Annotated in this window: 13 protein-coding genes and 1 riboswitch; of the genes, 8 read left to right on the top strand and 5 right to left on the bottom strand. The window is 65.4% G+C overall.

Annotation, left to right across the window (positions count from 1 at the left end; translation table 11 throughout):
- Positions 1-126: 126 nt before the first annotated feature.
- The 5 genes from pimA to QA639_RS39275 all read left to right on the top strand — a co-directional run bounded on the left by pimA (position 127) and on the right by QA639_RS39275 (position 6,599).
- On the top strand, positions 127-1,815 hold the full coding sequence (gene pimA / locus QA639_RS39295) for a dicarboxylate--CoA ligase PimA (RefSeq protein WP_050382632.1): 1,689 nt from the start codon (positions 127-129) through the stop codon (positions 1,813-1,815).
- Entirely contained in the window at positions 1,812-2,999 is a 1,188-nt protein-coding gene (locus QA639_RS39290) for an acetyl-CoA C-acyltransferase (protein ID WP_028338108.1), read from the top strand. Before pimA ends, QA639_RS39290 begins: the two co-directional genes overlap by 4 nt.
- 175 nt (positions 3,000-3,174) lie before the next feature.
- Entirely contained in the window at positions 3,175-4,365 is a 1,191-nt protein-coding gene (gene pimC, locus QA639_RS39285) for a pimeloyl-CoA dehydrogenase large subunit (protein ID WP_057016017.1), read from the top strand.
- Positions 4,366-4,531: 166 nt separating this feature from the next.
- Positions 4,532-5,677, top strand: coding sequence for a pimeloyl-CoA dehydrogenase small subunit (pimD, locus tag QA639_RS39280; protein WP_028338110.1), 1,146 nt, complete (start codon positions 4,532-4,534; stop codon positions 5,675-5,677).
- Between the two features lie 148 nt (positions 5,678-5,825).
- Positions 5,826-6,599, top strand: coding sequence for an SDR family NAD(P)-dependent oxidoreductase (locus QA639_RS39275; RefSeq protein ID WP_283088745.1), 774 nt, complete (start codon positions 5,826-5,828; stop codon positions 6,597-6,599).
- A 276-nt stretch (positions 6,600-6,875) separates the two neighbouring features.
- Here QA639_RS39275 and QA639_RS39270 read toward each other — a convergent pair whose 3' ends face one another.
- Complete coding sequence (locus QA639_RS39270; RefSeq protein WP_157342282.1) at positions 6,876-8,069, bottom strand: O-succinylhomoserine sulfhydrylase; 1,194 nt, start codon at positions 8,067-8,069, stop codon at positions 6,876-6,878.
- A gap of 76 nt (positions 8,070-8,145) precedes the next feature.
- A riboswitch (SAM riboswitch) is annotated at positions 8,146-8,225 on the bottom strand.
- 182 nt (positions 8,226-8,407) lie between these two features.
- On the opposite strand from QA639_RS39270, the gene QA639_RS39265 reads away from it, so the two are divergent.
- The 3 genes from QA639_RS39265 (at position 8,408) to QA639_RS39255 (ending at position 12,440) form a co-directional block, all read left to right on the top strand.
- The gene (locus QA639_RS39265; protein ID WP_244978467.1) at positions 8,408-9,466 is read left to right on the top strand and encodes a 2'-deoxycytidine 5'-triphosphate deaminase; all 1,059 of its coding nucleotides are present in this window, start codon (positions 8,408-8,410) and stop codon (positions 9,464-9,466) included.
- Between the two features lie 352 nt (positions 9,467-9,818).
- A complete protein-coding gene (locus tag QA639_RS39260) occupies positions 9,819-10,868 on the top strand; it encodes a hypothetical protein (protein WP_283088743.1) in 1,050 nt (349 codons plus the stop codon).
- A 129-nt stretch (positions 10,869-10,997) separates the two neighbouring features.
- Positions 10,998-12,440, top strand: a complete 1,443-nt coding sequence (locus QA639_RS39255; RefSeq protein WP_283088742.1) for an MATE family efflux transporter — start codon at positions 10,998-11,000, stop codon at positions 12,438-12,440.
- A 388-nt stretch (positions 12,441-12,828) separates the two neighbouring features.
- On the opposite strand, the gene QA639_RS39250 is transcribed toward QA639_RS39255, so the two are convergent.
- The 4 genes from QA639_RS39250 to QA639_RS39235 all read right to left on the bottom strand — a co-directional run bounded on the left by QA639_RS39250 (position 12,829) and on the right by QA639_RS39235 (position 15,209).
- Positions 12,829-13,239, bottom strand: a complete 411-nt coding sequence (locus tag QA639_RS39250) for an SRPBCC family protein (RefSeq protein ID WP_028334562.1) — start codon at positions 13,237-13,239, stop codon at positions 12,829-12,831.
- A 127-nt stretch (positions 13,240-13,366) separates the two neighbouring features.
- Positions 13,367-13,726 carry a VOC family protein gene (locus QA639_RS39245; protein ID WP_016843721.1) on the bottom strand — a complete coding sequence of 120 codons (360 nt, stop codon included), beginning with the start codon at positions 13,724-13,726 and terminating at the stop codon, positions 13,367-13,369.
- Positions 13,727-13,781: 55 nt separating this feature from the next.
- Entirely contained in the window at positions 13,782-14,621 is an 840-nt protein-coding gene (locus tag QA639_RS39240) for a helix-turn-helix domain-containing protein (RefSeq protein WP_283088741.1), read from the bottom strand.
- A 9-nt stretch (positions 14,622-14,630) separates the two neighbouring features.
- Complete coding sequence (locus QA639_RS39235; protein WP_283088740.1) at positions 14,631-15,209, bottom strand: methylated-DNA--[protein]-cysteine S-methyltransferase; 579 nt, start codon at positions 15,207-15,209, stop codon at positions 14,631-14,633.
- Between the last annotated feature and the right edge of the window lie 108 nt (positions 15,210-15,317).

The raw sequence follows: 15,317 nt of genomic DNA, 5'->3' as shown, positions 1-15,317 counted from the left end.
CGGGGCATCGCAAAGCGATGAACCCGGAACCCATGGCGCCGTCGAACGAGTGGATTGATGGATTCCGGGTCTGGCCCTTCGGGCCATCCCGGAATGACGACCTTTAGAGTCCCTGCGAAGGCATTCATGACCTATCCCGGCGAACAATATTATCCCAAGGGCGTGCAGTGGAGCGACGAGATCACGCGCGGCACGCTGCCGGACCTGCTCTCGAGCGCCGCCGCCGAGTTCGGCGCGCGCCCGGTGCTCGAATTCCGTGACCGGCCGATCAGCTACGCCGAGCTGGAGGCCCTGGTCGAGACCGCCGCTGCGGCCTTCATGCGGGCCGGCTACGGCAAGGGTACGTCGGTCGCGCTGTTCCTCGGCAATTCGCCTGACCATCCGATCAATTTCTTCGGCGCGCTGAAGGCCGGCGCCCGCGTCGTGCATCTGTCGCCGCTCGACGGCGAGATCGCGCTGTCGCACAAGCTGTCCGATTCAGGCGCGCGCGTGCTGGTCACCAGCAATTTGTCGGCGCTGTTGCCGACCGCGCTGAAATTCCTCGCCAAGGGTCTGCTCGACCGTCTGATCGTCTGCGAGGATGACAATTGGGGCAAGGTCGGCACGCCGCAGACGGCGCTGCCCGACAATCCCGCGATCATCACCCACCGGCAGTTCATCGACGGCGCGACCAGGCCGTCGCAATGGCCGGCGGTCGACGTCGAGGACGTCGCGCTGCTGCAATATACCGGCGGCACCACGGGCCTGCCCAAGGGCGCCATGCTCAGCCATGGCAATCTCACCGCGGCGGTGTCGATCTACGACGTCTGGGGCAAGCCCGGGCGGCTCGAACGCAATGCGATCGAGCGCGTGATCTGCGTGCTGCCGCTGTTTCACATCTACGCACTGACCGTCGTGCTGCTGTCGGCGATCCGGCGCGGCCATCTGATCTCGCTGCACCAGCGCTTCGATGTCGAGGCCGTGATGCGCGACATCGAGGTCAAGCGCGCGACGGTGTTTCCCGGCGTGCCGACAATGTGGATCGCGATCGCTTCGCTGCCCGATCTCGACAAGCGCGACCTCTCTTCGCTGGTGGTCGCCGGCTCCGGCGGCGCGCCGCTGCCGGTGGAGGTCGCGAAGATCTTCGAGCGCCGCGTCGGCATGAAGCTGAAGAGCGGCTGGGGCATGACCGAGACCTGCTCGCCCGGCACCGGCCACCCCAAGGAGGGACCGGAGAAACCGGGCTCGATCGGCTTGATGCTGCCCGGCATCGAGATGGACGTGGTGTCGCTGGAGGATTCCACCAAGGTGATGCCGGTCGGCGAGGTCGGCGAGATCCGCATCCGCGGCCCGAACGTCACCAAGGGCTACTGGAACAGGCCGGCGGAGACCGCGGAGGCTTTCGTCGGCGACCGCTTCCTCACCGGCGACATCGGCTACATGGATGCCGACGGCTATTTCTATCTGGTCGACCGCAAGAAGGACATGATCATCTCCGGCGGCTTCAACGTCTATCCGCAGATGATCGAGCAGGCGATCTACACCCATCCCGCCGTGCAGGAGGTGATCGTGATCGGCATTCCCGACGATTACCGCGGTGAAGCCGCGAAAGCCTTCATCAAGCTGCGCGACGGGCAGCCGGCGTTCTCGATCGACGAGCTGCGCGCATTCCTCAGCGGCAAGGTCGGCAAGCATGAATTGCCCGCGGCGGTCGAGTTCGTCGACGAATTGCCGCGCACCCCGGTTGGCAAGCTGTCGCGTCACGAATTGCGCCAGCAGCAGCCCAAGACACCTCAATCCACGCAACAACAGACTGCATCAGGATCCCGCTCATGACCGACGCCGTTATCGTCTCCACCGCCCGCACGCCGATCGGCAAGGCCTATCGCGGTGCGCTCAACGTCACCGAGGGCGCGACCTTGCTCGGGCACGCGATCGGCGAAGCGGTGGCGCGCGCCAAGGTCGATCCGAAGGAGATCGAGGACGTCGTGATGGGCGCGGCGATGCAGCAGGGCGCGACCGGCGGCAACATCGCGCGCAAGGCGCTGCTCCGCGCCGGCCTGCCGGTGACGGTCGCCGGCACCACGATCGACCGGCAGTGCGCCTCCGGCCTGCAGGCGATTGCGCTCGCCGCGCGCTCGGTGATCTTCGACGGCGTCGAGATCGCGGTCGGCGGCGGCGGCGAGTCGATCTCGCTGGTGCAGAACGACAAGATGAATTCCTTCCACGCCCAGGATCCGGCGCTGCTCAAGATCAAGGGCGAGGTCTACATGCCCATGATCGACACCGCCGAGATCGTCGCCAAACGCTACAACATCTCGCGCGAGAGGCAGGACGAGTATGGCCTCGAAAGCCAGCGCCGCACTGCCGCCGCGCAGCAGGGCGGCAAGTTCAAGGAAGAGCTCGCGCCGATCGCCACCATGATGGCGGTCACCGACAAGGCGACCGGCGCCGTCACGATGAAGGAGGTGACGCTGTCGCAGGACGAAGGTCCGCGGCCGGAGACCACGGCCGAAGGGCTTGCCGGCCTCAAGCCGGTGCGCGGCGAGGGCTTCACCATCACCGCCGGCAATGCCAGCCAGCTCTCGGACGGTGCCAGCGCCTCCGTGATCATGAGCGACAAGGAAGCCGCCAAGCGCGGGCTGAAGCCGCTCGGCATCTTCCGCGGCTTCGTCTCCGCCGGCTGCGAGCCGGACGAGATGGGCATCGGTCCGGTGTTCGCGGTGCCGCGTCTGCTCAAGCGCCATGGCCTCAAGGTCGACGACATCGATCTCTGGGAGCTCAACGAGGCCTTTGCGGTGCAGGTGCTCTACTGCCGCGACAAGCTCGGCATCGATCCGGAGAAGATCAACGTCAATGGCGGCGCGATTTCGGTCGGCCATCCCTACGGCATGTCGGGTGCGCGGCTCACCGGCCACGCGCTGATCGAGGGCCGCCGCCGCAAGGCCAAGTACGCCGTCGTCACCATGTGCGTCGGCGGCGGCATGGGCGCGGCCGGCCTGTTCGAGGTGCTGCAGTAACGATGTCGTCCCGGCCAAGCGAAGCGCGAGCCGGGACCCATACGCCGCGGCCCTCGTAAGGGGCAGAGCGGCAGCCGGCTGTGCCAGTTACGATGGCCGGTGGTTATGGGTCCCTGCTTTCGCAGGGACGACAGTAGAGAGTGACGAGGAAGTTGAATTTCAAAAGGAGGATCCGATGGATCTCGCTTTCACCAAGGAAGAGATAGCGTTTCGCGAGGAGGTGCGGGAGTTCTTCAAGAACAACGTGCCGCCGGAGACCCGGCGCAAGCTGCAGGAAGGCCGCCATCTGTCGAAGGACGAGATGGTCACCTGGTGGCGCATCCTCAACAAGAAGGGCTGGGGCGTCACCCACTGGCCGAAGGAATATGGCGGCACCGGCTGGAGCACCGTGCAGCACTATATCTTCAACGAGGAGCTGCAGTCCTATCCGGCGCCGCAGCCGCTCGCCTTCGGCGTCAGCATGGTCGGCCCGGTGATCTACACCTTCGGCAACGAGAAGCAGAAGAAGGAATATCTGCCGCGCATCGCCAATGTCGACGACTGGTGGTGCCAGGGCTTCTCGGAGCCGGGCTCGGGTTCGGACCTCGCGTCGCTGAAGACCAAGGCCGAGCGCCGTGGCGACAAGTGGATCATCAACGGCCAGAAGACCTGGACCACGCTCGCCCAGCACGCCGACATGATCTTCTGCCTCTGCCGCACCGATCCGGCCGCGAAGAAACAGATGGGCATCTCCTTCATCGTGTTCAGCATGAAGTCGAAGGGCGTCACCGTGCGCCCGATCCAGACCATCGACGGCGGCCATGAGGTCAACGAGGTGTTCTTCGACGATGTCGAGGTGCCCTACGAGAACCTGATCGGCGAGGAGAACAAGGGCTGGGATTACGCCAAATTCCTGCTCGGCAATGAGCGCACCGGCATCGCCCGGGTCGGCGTGTCGAAGGAGCGGCTGCGCCGCATCCGCGCGCTGGCCTCCAAGGTCGAGGCCGGCGGCCGTCCGGTGATCGAGGATCCGGCGTTCCGCGAGAAGCTCACGGCGTGCGAGATCGAGCTGAAGGCGCTCGAGTTGACCCAGCTCCGCGTCGTCGCCGACGAGGGCAAGCACGGCAAGGGCAAGCCCAATCCGGCGTCCTCGGTGCTCAAGATCAAGGGCTCGGAGATCCAGCAGACCACGACCGAGCTGTTGATGGAGATCATCGGTCCGTTCGCCGCGCCCTATGACGAGCACGGCGATGCCGGCTCGAACGAGAGCATGGATTGGACCGCGCAGATCGCGCCGAGCTACTTCAACAACCGCAAGGTTTCGATCTACGGCGGCTCCAACGAGATCCAGCGCAATATCATCAGCAAGGCGGTGCTGGGGCTGTAAGCCGCACGTTCAGCTGTCGTCCCCCGCGCAGGCGGGGGACCCAGTACGCCGCGGCGGTCAGAATTCCCAATGATGGCCGCCGAGTACTGGATCCCCGCTTTCGCGGGGATGACGATCGGGGATCTGGGCAACAGCAGTGCCCGCTTGATTTTGGAGAGATGGTAAAATGGATTTTGATCTGTCCGAGGAGCAGCGGCTTCTCAAGGAAAGCGTCGACGGGTTGCTGGCGGATGCCTACGACTTCGATGCACGCAAGAAGTACATGAAGGAGAAGGGCGGCTGGAGCAAAGCGCTCTGGGGCAAGCTCGCCGAGCAGGGCCTGCTTGGCCTGCCCTTCGCGGAGACCGACGGCGGCTTCGGCGCCGGCGCGGTCGAGACCATGATTGTGATGGAAGCGCTCGGCAAGGCGCTGGTGGTCGAGCCTTATCTGGCCACCGTCGTGGTCGCCGGCGGTTTCCTGCGCCATGGCGGCTCGGCCGAGCAGAAGGCCAAGTACATTCCCGGCATCATCGACGGCAGCAAGACCTTCGGCTTCGCCCAGCTCGAGAAGAACTCGCGCTACGATCTGTTCGACGTCGTGACCACGGCCAAGAAGAAGGGCGACGCTTACGTGATCGACGGCGAGAAGTTCGTCGTGCTCAACGGCGAGAACGCCGACACGCTGATCGTGACCGCGCGCACCAAGGGCGGCCAGCGCGACAAGACTGGCATCGGCGTGTTCCTGGTTCCTGCGGATGCCAAGGGCGTCACCAGGAAGGGCTATCCCACCCAGGACGGCCTGCACGCGGCCGACATCACCTTCACCAATGTCGAGGTCGGCGCTGACGCTGCGATCGGCGATCCCGAGAACGGCCTGCCCCTGATCGAGCGCGTCGCCGACGAAGCCCGCACCGCGCTGTGCGCGGAAGCGGTCGGCGCGATGGACGAGTCGCTGAAGGAGACGGTCGAGTACATCAAGACCCGCAAGCAGTTCGGCGTTGCGATCGGCTCGTTCCAGAGCCTGCAGCACCGTGCCGCCGACATGTTCGTGGCGCTGGAGCAGGCCCGCAGCATGTCGATGTTCGCCACCATGGCGTCGGACTTCGACGATGCCAAGGAGCGTGCGTCGGCGGTCGCCGCCGCCAAGGTGCAGGTGGGCAAGTCCCTGAAGTTCGTCGGCCAGCAGTCGATCCAGCTTCATGGCGGCATCGGCATGACCATGGAGGCCAAGATCGGCCACTACTTCAAGCGGCTGACCATGATCGAGAACACGCTCGGCGACACCGACTATCACCTCCGTCGCGTCAGCGAGGGCGGCGGGCTGCTGGCGTAAGGTGTCTCCGTCATTCCGGGGCTCGCGAAGCGAGAACCCGGAATCTCGCGCCACAACCTCTGGATTCCCCGATGCGCGATTGCGCATCTGGGGTTCGCGACTGCGTCGCGCCCCGGAATGACGTGCCAATAACAGGGAAACAACAACAATGAAGAACACCCCGTTCGATCTCACCGGCCAGGTTGCGGTCGTCACCGGCTCGAGCCGCGGCATCGGCCGCGCCTCGGCCGAGCTGCTCGCAAAGCTCGGCGCCAAGGTCGTGATCTCCTCGCGCAAGGCGGACGCCTGCCAGGAAGTCGCCGACGGCATCAAAAAGGCGGGCGGCGATGCGCTCGTCATCCCCTGCAACATCGCGCGGCGCAACGAGGTCGAGGCGCTGGTCTCGGGCACGATCAAGCATTACGGCAAGATCGACATCCTGGTCTGCAACGCCGCGGTGAACCCGTATTACGGCCCGCTGCTCGACATCACGGACGAGGCGTTCGACAAGATCATGGGCTCGAACGTCAAGAGCAACATCTGGCTGTCCGCGCTGGCGATCCCGCAGATGGCCGAGCGCGGCAAAGGCTCGGTCGTGATCATCTCCTCGATCGGCGGCCTGCGCGGCTCGACCGTGATCGGTGCCTACGGCATCTCCAAGGCGGCCGACTTCGCGCTGTGTCGCAGCCTCGCTGGCGAATGGGGCCCGAAGGGCGTGCGCGTCAACTGCGTGGCGCCGGGCCTGGTGAAGACCGATTTCGCCCGCGCGCTGTGGGAGGACCCGGACAATCTGAAGCGCCGCACCGCATCGACGCCGCTCCGCCGCATCGGCGAGCCCGACGAGATCGCCGGCGCCGTGGCCTATCTCGCCTCCGATGCCTCGACCTTCATGACCGGCCAGACCATCGTGGTCGACGGCGGCGTCACCACGGCGGCGACGTAAGGTCAATCGCTCTAAAGCATGATCCGGAAAAGTGCGAAGCGGTTTTCCGAAAAGATCATGCTCAAACAAAGAGCTAAGGCGCGATGACGATTCAACCTAATCTCATCGCGCTTTAAGAGATAGCGCGCAATCGTCCCACGATCTCGTCATGCCCGGCCTCGTGCCGGGCATCCACGTCTTTGGCGGTCGCTGCGAGCAAGACGTGGATGGCCGGGACAAGCCCGGCCACGACGACGCCGAAAGAACGGCGCACGCCGCCCGCGAGAGGCGTTTGCCTCAAACCTGCTCCAGCGCGCGCTCGAAGTCCTCGATCAGGTCGTCGGGATGCTCCAGCCCGGCCGAGAAGCGAATGAAGCCTTCGCTGATACCGAGTTCGGCGCGGGCCTCCGGTGCCAGGCGCTGATGCGTCGTGGTCGCGGGATGCGTGACCAGGCTCTTGGCATCGCCGAGATTGTTGGAGATGCGCGAGATCTTCAGCGCGTTGAGGCAGCGGAAGGCGCCGGCCTTGCCGTCCTTCACCTCGAAGCCCACCAGCGTCGAGCCGGCACCCATCTGCTTCTTCACCGTCGCTGCCTGCGGATGATCGGGGCGGCCCGGATAGACCAGCCGCGTGACCTTCGGATGCTTGGCCAGCGCCTCGGCGATCTTCGCCGCGTTCTCGGTCTGGGCGCGAACGCGGACGCCGAGCGTCTCCAGCCCCTTCAGCAGCACCCAGGCGTTGAACGGCGACAGCGATGGCCCGGTCTGGCGCATGAAATTGTGGATGTGCTCGGCGATGAAGGCCTCCGACGACAGGATGACGCCGCCGAGGCAGCGGCCCTGGCCGTCGATATGCTTGGTCGCGGAATAGACCACGACGTCGGCGCCGAGCGACAGCGGGCTCTGCCAGATCGGCGTCGCGAACACATTGTCGACGATCAGCCGGGCGCCGCCGCTATGCGCGATCTTGGCGATCGCGCCGATGTCGAGCACGTCGAGCGTCGGATTGGTCGGGCTCTCCAGGAAGAAGGTCTTAGTGTTCGGCCGCAATGCGCGCTGCCACTGGTCGAGGTCGAGGCCGTCGACCAGGGTCGTCTCGATGCCGTAGCGCGGCAACAGGTCCTGCACCACGTAGAGGCAGGAGCCGAACAGGGCCTTCGAGGCCACCACATGATCGCCGGCCTTCAGCGGCGCGAGGATCGCGGTGGTCACCGCGGCCATGCCGGTCGCGGTCGAGCGCGCGGCTTCCGCGCCCTCGAGCTCGATCATGCGGCGCTCGAACATCGCGATGGTGGGGTTGGAATAGCGCGAATAGATGAAGCCGGGATCCTGGCCCTTGAAGCGCGCCTCGCATTGCTCGGCGGTGTCGTAGACGTAGCCCTGGGTGAGAAACAGCCCTTCCGACGTCTCCCCGAACTGCGAGCGCAGCGTGCCGCCATGGACGAGGCGGGTTTCGGGACGAAAGCGGGCCGTGGTTTCAGATTCAGACATGTGACCTCCGAGGTGGCCATTTCCTCTGGAGAATGGCCACAAAAAAACCGGCCTGGAGCAAGCTCCACAAGCCGGGATCACACTGTCCCCGGCCTGTTTAGCGACTTATTTAACGTGGCTGCAAGCCGGCCGGCTCAAATCACCACGGGATAAGTGCAGCTGATATTCCCTCGCGCCCTTTCCGTCAAGACGGTCATCGGATAACCCGTAAAAGCCCATATTTTGGGGCTTGATGGCCGCCTGGAGTATGATTTTTGGGCCATCTCGAGGGATCGCCGAGGGACCGCATCGTGTCGTTCACGCTGGAAGACGAATCCAACGGAATCCTGCCCGACCGCATGATCGCGGAGATGGCGGAGGCCGGCCTCATTCTGCCCGCCTATGACTTCGTCGAGAGCCAGATCCAGCCGGCCAGCCTCGATCTGCGCCTCGGCGACATCGCCTACCGGGTCCGCGCCAGCTTCCTGCCGGGCCCCGATGCCACCGTCGCCGAGCGGATCGACGAGCTGAAGCTGCACGAGATCGATCTGTCCGACGGCGCGGTGCTGGAGACCAACTGCGTCTACATCGTGCCGCTGCTGGAGAGCCTGGCGCTGCCGCCGGAGATCGTGGCCGCGGCCAACCCGAAGAGCTCGACCGGACGGCTCGACGTCTTCACCCGCGTGATCGCCGACGGCACCCGCCGCTTCGACATGATTGGCGCCGGCTATCACGGCCCGCTCTACGCCGAGATCAGCCCGAAGACGTTTCCCGTGCTGCTGCGCGAGGGGTCGCGGCTCAGCCAGGTCCGCTTCCGGATCGGCGAGGCGACGTTGACCGCCGACGAGCTCGATGCGCTGCATGCCGCCGAGCGGCTGGTCGATATCGACGATGCCGATCTCACCCATGGCGTTGCGCTTTCCGTCGATCTCTCCGGCGAGAGCTCGGGGGGCTTCGTCGGCTATCGCGCCAAGCGCCATACCGGCGTGGTCGATGTCGATCGCCGCGGCGGCTATGCGGTCGACGATTTCTGGGAACCGATCAAGGCGCGGCCCGACGGCAGTCTCATCCTCGATCCCGGCGAGTTCTACATCCTGGCTTCGAAAGAGGCGGTGCAGGTGCCGCCGGACTACGCCGCGGAGATGGTGCCGTTCGACCCGCTGGTCGGCGAATTCCGCGTCCACTATGCCGGCTTCTTCGATCCCGGCTTCGGCTATGCCGGCGCCGGCGGCAAGGGCGCGCGCGCCGTGCTGGAGGTGCGCTCGCGCGAGGTGCCGTTCATCCTCGAGCATGGCCAGATCGTCGGCCGTCTCGTCTATGAGCGGATGCTGGAGCGTCCCGATGCGCTCTACGGCCAGCGCATCGGCTCGAACTATCAGGCGCAGGGCCTGAAGCTCTCCAAGCATTTTCGCGTGTAGCGGAATTCCTCCGCCGCTGTCATTCCCCGCGAAAGCGGGGAATCCAGTACGCCGCGGCTTCTCCATCGATAACGACTGTCTCTGGAATACTGGATCGCCCGATCGAGTCGGGCGATGACACCGAATATGTGTCTAGTTGCGTCGCGTCTATGCCGATGACACACTTCCAGAAGCTCTCCAAGGATTTCGGGTGCAATTCCGTTTCGCGCGCGTGTTCCGTAGCCCGGATGAAGCATAGCGAAATCCGGGACGCTGCATACGCGCATTGAGCTGCCCCGGATTGCGCTTCGCTCCATCCGGGCTACGATTGCGCATGCGAGCTCGCCTCGCCAACAACAGCCAGGGAGCGAACATGACCGCAGGCGAAAGCGCACAGGAAGCGCAATGGCGGAAGTGGCGCGGCGTCGCCGATCTCTATCATGCCTTCTTCACCGGGCTGATCCTCACCGTGGTCACGCGGCGCGGCACGACTGACGCCGCGGAGTTCGTCTTCCGCGTGTTTCGCCGCCAGCAGCAGGAGCGCTTCCTGCCCGGCTTGAAGAAGCTCGGCCTCGACGGCCTGCCGCCGGCGGTCGCGGCCGCGCAGTATCATTACCTCTCCAACTGGATCGGCGGCGTGCATGTCGAATACATGTACGAGACCGACCGCAAGGCCTGGATTCGCTATCCGCCGCCGCGCTGGATCTGGAAGGGCACGGCGATCTGCGGCGTGCCCGGCGAGGTCTCGCGCGCGATGCTGCGCGGCTGGCACGCCAACAACGGCGTCGCGCTCGGGCATTTGCGGCTCGGCTTCGTCTGCACCAAGCAGAGCGTCGACGGGCAGGACGGGCTTGAGGGCTATTATTGCGAATACGATCATCCGCTCGAGCTCGATCAGCGCCTGGTGTTCGCGCGCCATCTCGAGGCGCCGCCGTTCGATCCCGGGACCGCGCCGGCGCTGCCGGTGGACAGCTGGCCGAAGCCGCGGCTGGAAAAGGCCTATCGCAACTACGCGATGGAATATGTGAAGACGGCCGCGCCGGTCATCGTGCAGGTGTTCGGCCCGGAGGATGCGAGCTATCTGCTGCATCTCACCGGCAAGCTGATCGGCATGCAGTATTACGACGAGGTCGCGCAGGCGCTCGGCGGCAGCCGTGGCCGTGCCACGGAATTTGCCGCATTCCTGCGCACTCTGTTCGAGTCGCAGGACGATGTCGCTGACATCACGGAGTCCGAGGGCCAGTTCGAAATCCGCCAGCAGGGCTGGAAGCTGATGGCCGATGTCGCCGACTATCATCCGGCCTGCGCCAGCGTGCTGACCGGCCTGTTCGAAGGGCTGGCCGCCGGCTGCGGGCGGCATATTCCGGTGCATCTGAAGCCGAATAGCACCGCCGGCGCACCGTTCGTCTGGTCGGTCGGCTAGCGCCAAGGTTCATCCGGGTTCACCTGCAATCGCGCAGGCCCCCCTTGCGTCCCGCGCACGTGGATTCCGCCGCGCCCATGGTAGGGAAACACCATGGCGCGGCTCCCCAGATCGCGCGTGGGAGTAGAAATGTCCGATCTCGGCCTCGCCGAAATACCTGTTGATGAACAAGAGCGGCCGCTGCCGCCGCCGGTGACCAAGCCGGCGCGCAATGCGCTGCTCGACGGGCCGATCCTGCGCACACTTTTGTGGCTGGCCTGGCCGAACGTGATCGCGCTCTCCGCCGGCACCTGCGTCGTCATCGCGGAGACTTCGTATATCGGCCGGCTCGGCGTCGAGTCGCTTGCGGCGATGGCGCTGGTGTTTCCCTGCGTGATCCTGACCATGACGATGTCCGGCGGCGCGATGGGCGGCGGCGTGGCATCCGCGATCGCGCGTGCGCTCGGTGCCGGCGAGATCGAGCGCGCCTCGACGCTCGCGATGCATGCGCTGCTGATCGGCCTGACCTTTGGTTTGACGTTCATGCTGGGCATGCTGATCTTCGGTCCGCGCCTGCTCGAACTGCTCGGCGGCCGCGGCAATGTGCTGGCGCAGGCGACCGCCTATTCGCAGGTGTTCTTCGGCGGTGCGATCCTGCCCTGGCTGATGAACACGATGGCCGGCATCCTGCGCGGCACCGGCAACATGAAGCTGCCGTCGACCATGATCCTGTCGTCCGCGGTGTGGCAGATCATTCTCGGCGGCACGCTCGGGCTCGGCCTCGGGCCGGTGCCGCAATTCGGCATGCGCGGCGTCGCCGCAGGTTCGCTGATCGCCTATTCGATCAGCATCAGCGTGATGGGCTGGTATCTGTTCTCGGGCCGCGCCCGCGTGAAGCCGAAGCTCAAGGGGCTGCGCGTGCAATGGGCGATGTTCATCGACATCCTCAAGGTTGGCGCGGTGTCCTGCTTCTCGCCGCTGCAATCGGTTCTGACGATCTCGATCTTCACCCACATGCTGGCGCAGTTCGGCACTGCGGTGCTCGCCGGCTACGGCATCGGCGCGCGGCTCGAATTCATGCTGACCTCGGTCGCCTTCGCGGTCGGCATCGCCTCGGTGCCGATGATCGGCATGGCGGTCGGCGCCGAGCGCGTCGCGCGGGCCCGGCGCATCGCCTGGACCGCTGGCACGGTGTCGTTCCTTGCGGTCGGCGTGGTCGGCAGCTTCATCGCCGTCTTCCCCGACCTCTGGGTCAATCTGTTCACCAGTGATCCGCACGTGCGGGCGACCAGCCATCAATATCTCTCGACGGCCGCGCCGATGTACGCGTTCATCGGCCTGGCGATGTCGATGTATTTCTCCTCGCAGGGCGCGGCGAAGGTGCTGGGTCCGGTGCTGGCGCAGACCGCGCGGCTGATCTTCATCGGCGCCGGCGGCTGGTGGCTCTCGACGCATGAGGCGAGCGCGCAGAACTTCTTCGCACTCGCCGCCGCCTCGATGGGCGTGCTCGGCGTGCTGTCCTGCCTCAGCGTGATCCTGACGCGCTGGGGCAAGTCGGCGCCGGTTGCCGAGCCGCAGCCGGCGCTATCTTGAGCCGCTGAAATTGCCGTCTCGGCTCTCGCACCGTCGTCCTGAGAGAATGTGCATGCATTCAGCGTCGCCCTGGCGACAGCCAGGACCCATTACCCCAACCGCTTGTTGTTGTGCGACGCTGGGGCCACTATCGCACGCTCAATCGAATTCGGTGGTTATGGGTCCTGGCTTTCGCCAGGACGACGGCGTGCGGAGGCCGCTCGCTACAATTCTCATACCGTCACCGCCGCGCAAAGGCGACCTTTGCGCGGCGGTGACGGTGATAAAGTTTCCGGCCGCAAAAGCATGATCCGGAAAAGTGCGAAGCGGTTTTCCGAAAAGATCATGCTCAAACAAAGAGCTAAGGCGCGATGACGATTCAACCTAATCTCATCGCGCTTTAGCCCTGCTACGCTGCGTTCTTCGCCGATTTGGCCATCGCGGCCTGCATCGCCGCCGCGCCGAGGTCCATCTGCGCGTCCATGTATGGCGCGACCTCGTGCGGCAGCACGTCGGCGATCCACACCACCCGGCAGCGCGCGTCGCCCTCGGCGAACACCTGCACCGAGGCGGAATGCTGCTTCAACCGCTCGCTGCTGATCGCATAGACCAGCCGTTGCCGCTTGTCGTCGCAATCGACCAGCGTCTCGCGGGCCACGGTGCCGTTGGCGAAGCTGACGGTGCGAACGTCGCCATCAAGCTTGGTGTCGGTCACGAAGCCCGGCACCAGCCGCGTATGCAGCGCGCCGAAATCGCGCAACGCGTCCCAGACATGATCTGCAGGCGCGTCGATCGGGATGTCTTTGTAAATGGAAGCCATGAGGTTGAGTCCTTGCTGTTGCATTTGAAGGACCGTCATTGCGAGCAAAGCGAGGCAATCCACCTCACAGCGGTATGAAAGAATGGATTGCTTCGTCGCGTCGCTCCTCGCAATGACGGGTTGAGGCTCAGGTCGACACCGCCTCGACATTGTTGCCGTCGGGGTCGAGCAGGAATGCCGCGTAATAGGTCGGGCTGTAGTCCTTGCGGTGGCCTGCCGCGCCGTTGTCCTTGCCGCCGGCTTTCAGGCCTTCGGTATGGAATGTCTTGATCGCGTCATGGCTCGGCGCACGGAACGCAACGTGCGCGCCGCCTTGGGCCTTGCCCTTGTGCAGATGCAGCCAGAGCGCGGGCTCGCCCTTCGGGCCGAAGCCGGCGCCGCTGTCGTCGCGCGAGCAGAGCACGAAGCCGAGTGGTGCCAGCACCGCGGTGTAGAAGCGCACGCTGGCGTCGAGGTCGGCGACGCGCAATCCGATATGGTCGTACATGGGAAATCTCCAGTCGCTAAGCGCATCGAAAGACGCGCGGACCGGAGCAGCCTAGCTATTGCAGCGCGAGACGTTCTTGGAGAATCTTGCGGTCGCCGCGCGAGGCCTGGCGGAACTTCAGCGGCGAGGCACCGGCGGCGCGGTGGAAGCTGCGCACGAAATTGGACAGGTCGCCGAAGCCGACGTCATAGGCAATGTCGGTGATCGGGCTGTCGTTGTCGGCGAGCCGCCGCGCCGCATGGCGCAGCCGCGAGCGCACGAGATATTGATGCGGGGTGACGCCGAGCACGGCGGAAAACAGCCGCAGGAAATGGAAGGTGCTCAAGCCGGCCTGTTCCGCGGCATTGTCGAGGTCGATCTGACGATGTGAGTTGGCGTCGATCCACAGCGCGGCCTCGACGGCGCGGCGGCGATCGCGCAGGCCTGCGGTGAGAGGCTTTGCCTTGCGGTCGGACACCAGCTCGACAAGGCGGCTGGTGAGGAGGTGGCCGATCTCGTCGAGACCGACGTCGCTGTTGCCAGCTGCCGCCGTTTGCGCGAGCTCGCCGATCACCATCAGTTCCGGCAGCGGCGGCACCGACCCGACCTGCCAGACCGCCGCGCGGTCGCCGATGGTCTCGACCAGCTCCGGGTCCAGGAAGAACGACAGGCATTCGTCGCCGACCACGTGGTCGTGCGTGCAGGTATATTCGTCGCCGGGATGGCCGACCAGGATCGAGCCTGCCACCAGCTCATGGAAGCGGCCGCGGCAATGGCAGCCGAAGCTGCCGCTGCGCACATAGGACACCGAGTGGCAGGCGAACTGCTCGGCGAACGGCTCGTCGCCGGGTTCCGCCGTACAGCGAAACTCGTTCACCGTGATGCGATCGCGCTGCAGCAGCGTGGTTCGGACCATACCCGGGATTTAAGCTTGCGGCCGGAGTCGTGCAACGGGCAGCAGCACATCAAAAAGGGTCTTGCTGGTGGTCGGCTGGGCGCCCTCGATCGAGAGCAGCCGCCGCTTCGAGATGCTGCCGCCGTTCGGCGAGATCCGGTCGGCATAATTGCCCGCCTCGAGCACCCGGTGGCAGGGCACCATGAGCATGAAGGGATTGCGGCCGAGCGCCTGTGCCACCGAATAGACCGCGCCGGACGCGCGCAAGGCGCTCGCCACCTCGTCATAGGTCCGGGTTTCGCCGCGGGGAATGGTGCGGACAAACTGATAGACGCGCGCGTTGAATGCCGGAATGCCGCTCATGTCGAGCGCAACGCCGGCAAGCTCACCATTGCCGCCGCGCAAGGTCGCGGCGATGCCCTCGATCGCGACAGCGACCTCTTCAGGAGGCCGCATCTCGCGCGCGTCAGGATAAAGCTGGAATAGCCGCTTGCGGGTCTCGATCTCGCGCAGCTCGGGAAGCTGCACGCCGGCCACGCCGAGCTCGCCCCACGCGATACCGCATCGGCCGATCGCCGTGTCGAAAATGGTGTACCCACGCCCCGCCATGACGCCACCAGCCCCCTGCGCGCGATCTTAACATCGTCGCTGGCGCGCGCACCCGGAATCTTGACGTTCGGTTAAGCATGCCGTGGCGCGGTTGCGCGCGGGCCGGCG

Source organism: Bradyrhizobium pachyrhizi, from assembly GCF_029714545.1.
Lineage (GTDB): Bacteria > Pseudomonadota > Alphaproteobacteria > Rhizobiales > Xanthobacteraceae > Bradyrhizobium > Bradyrhizobium pachyrhizi.
The sequence above is the reverse complement of the archived record's forward strand: the minus strand, read 5'-3'. Positions and strand labels throughout refer to the sequence as shown.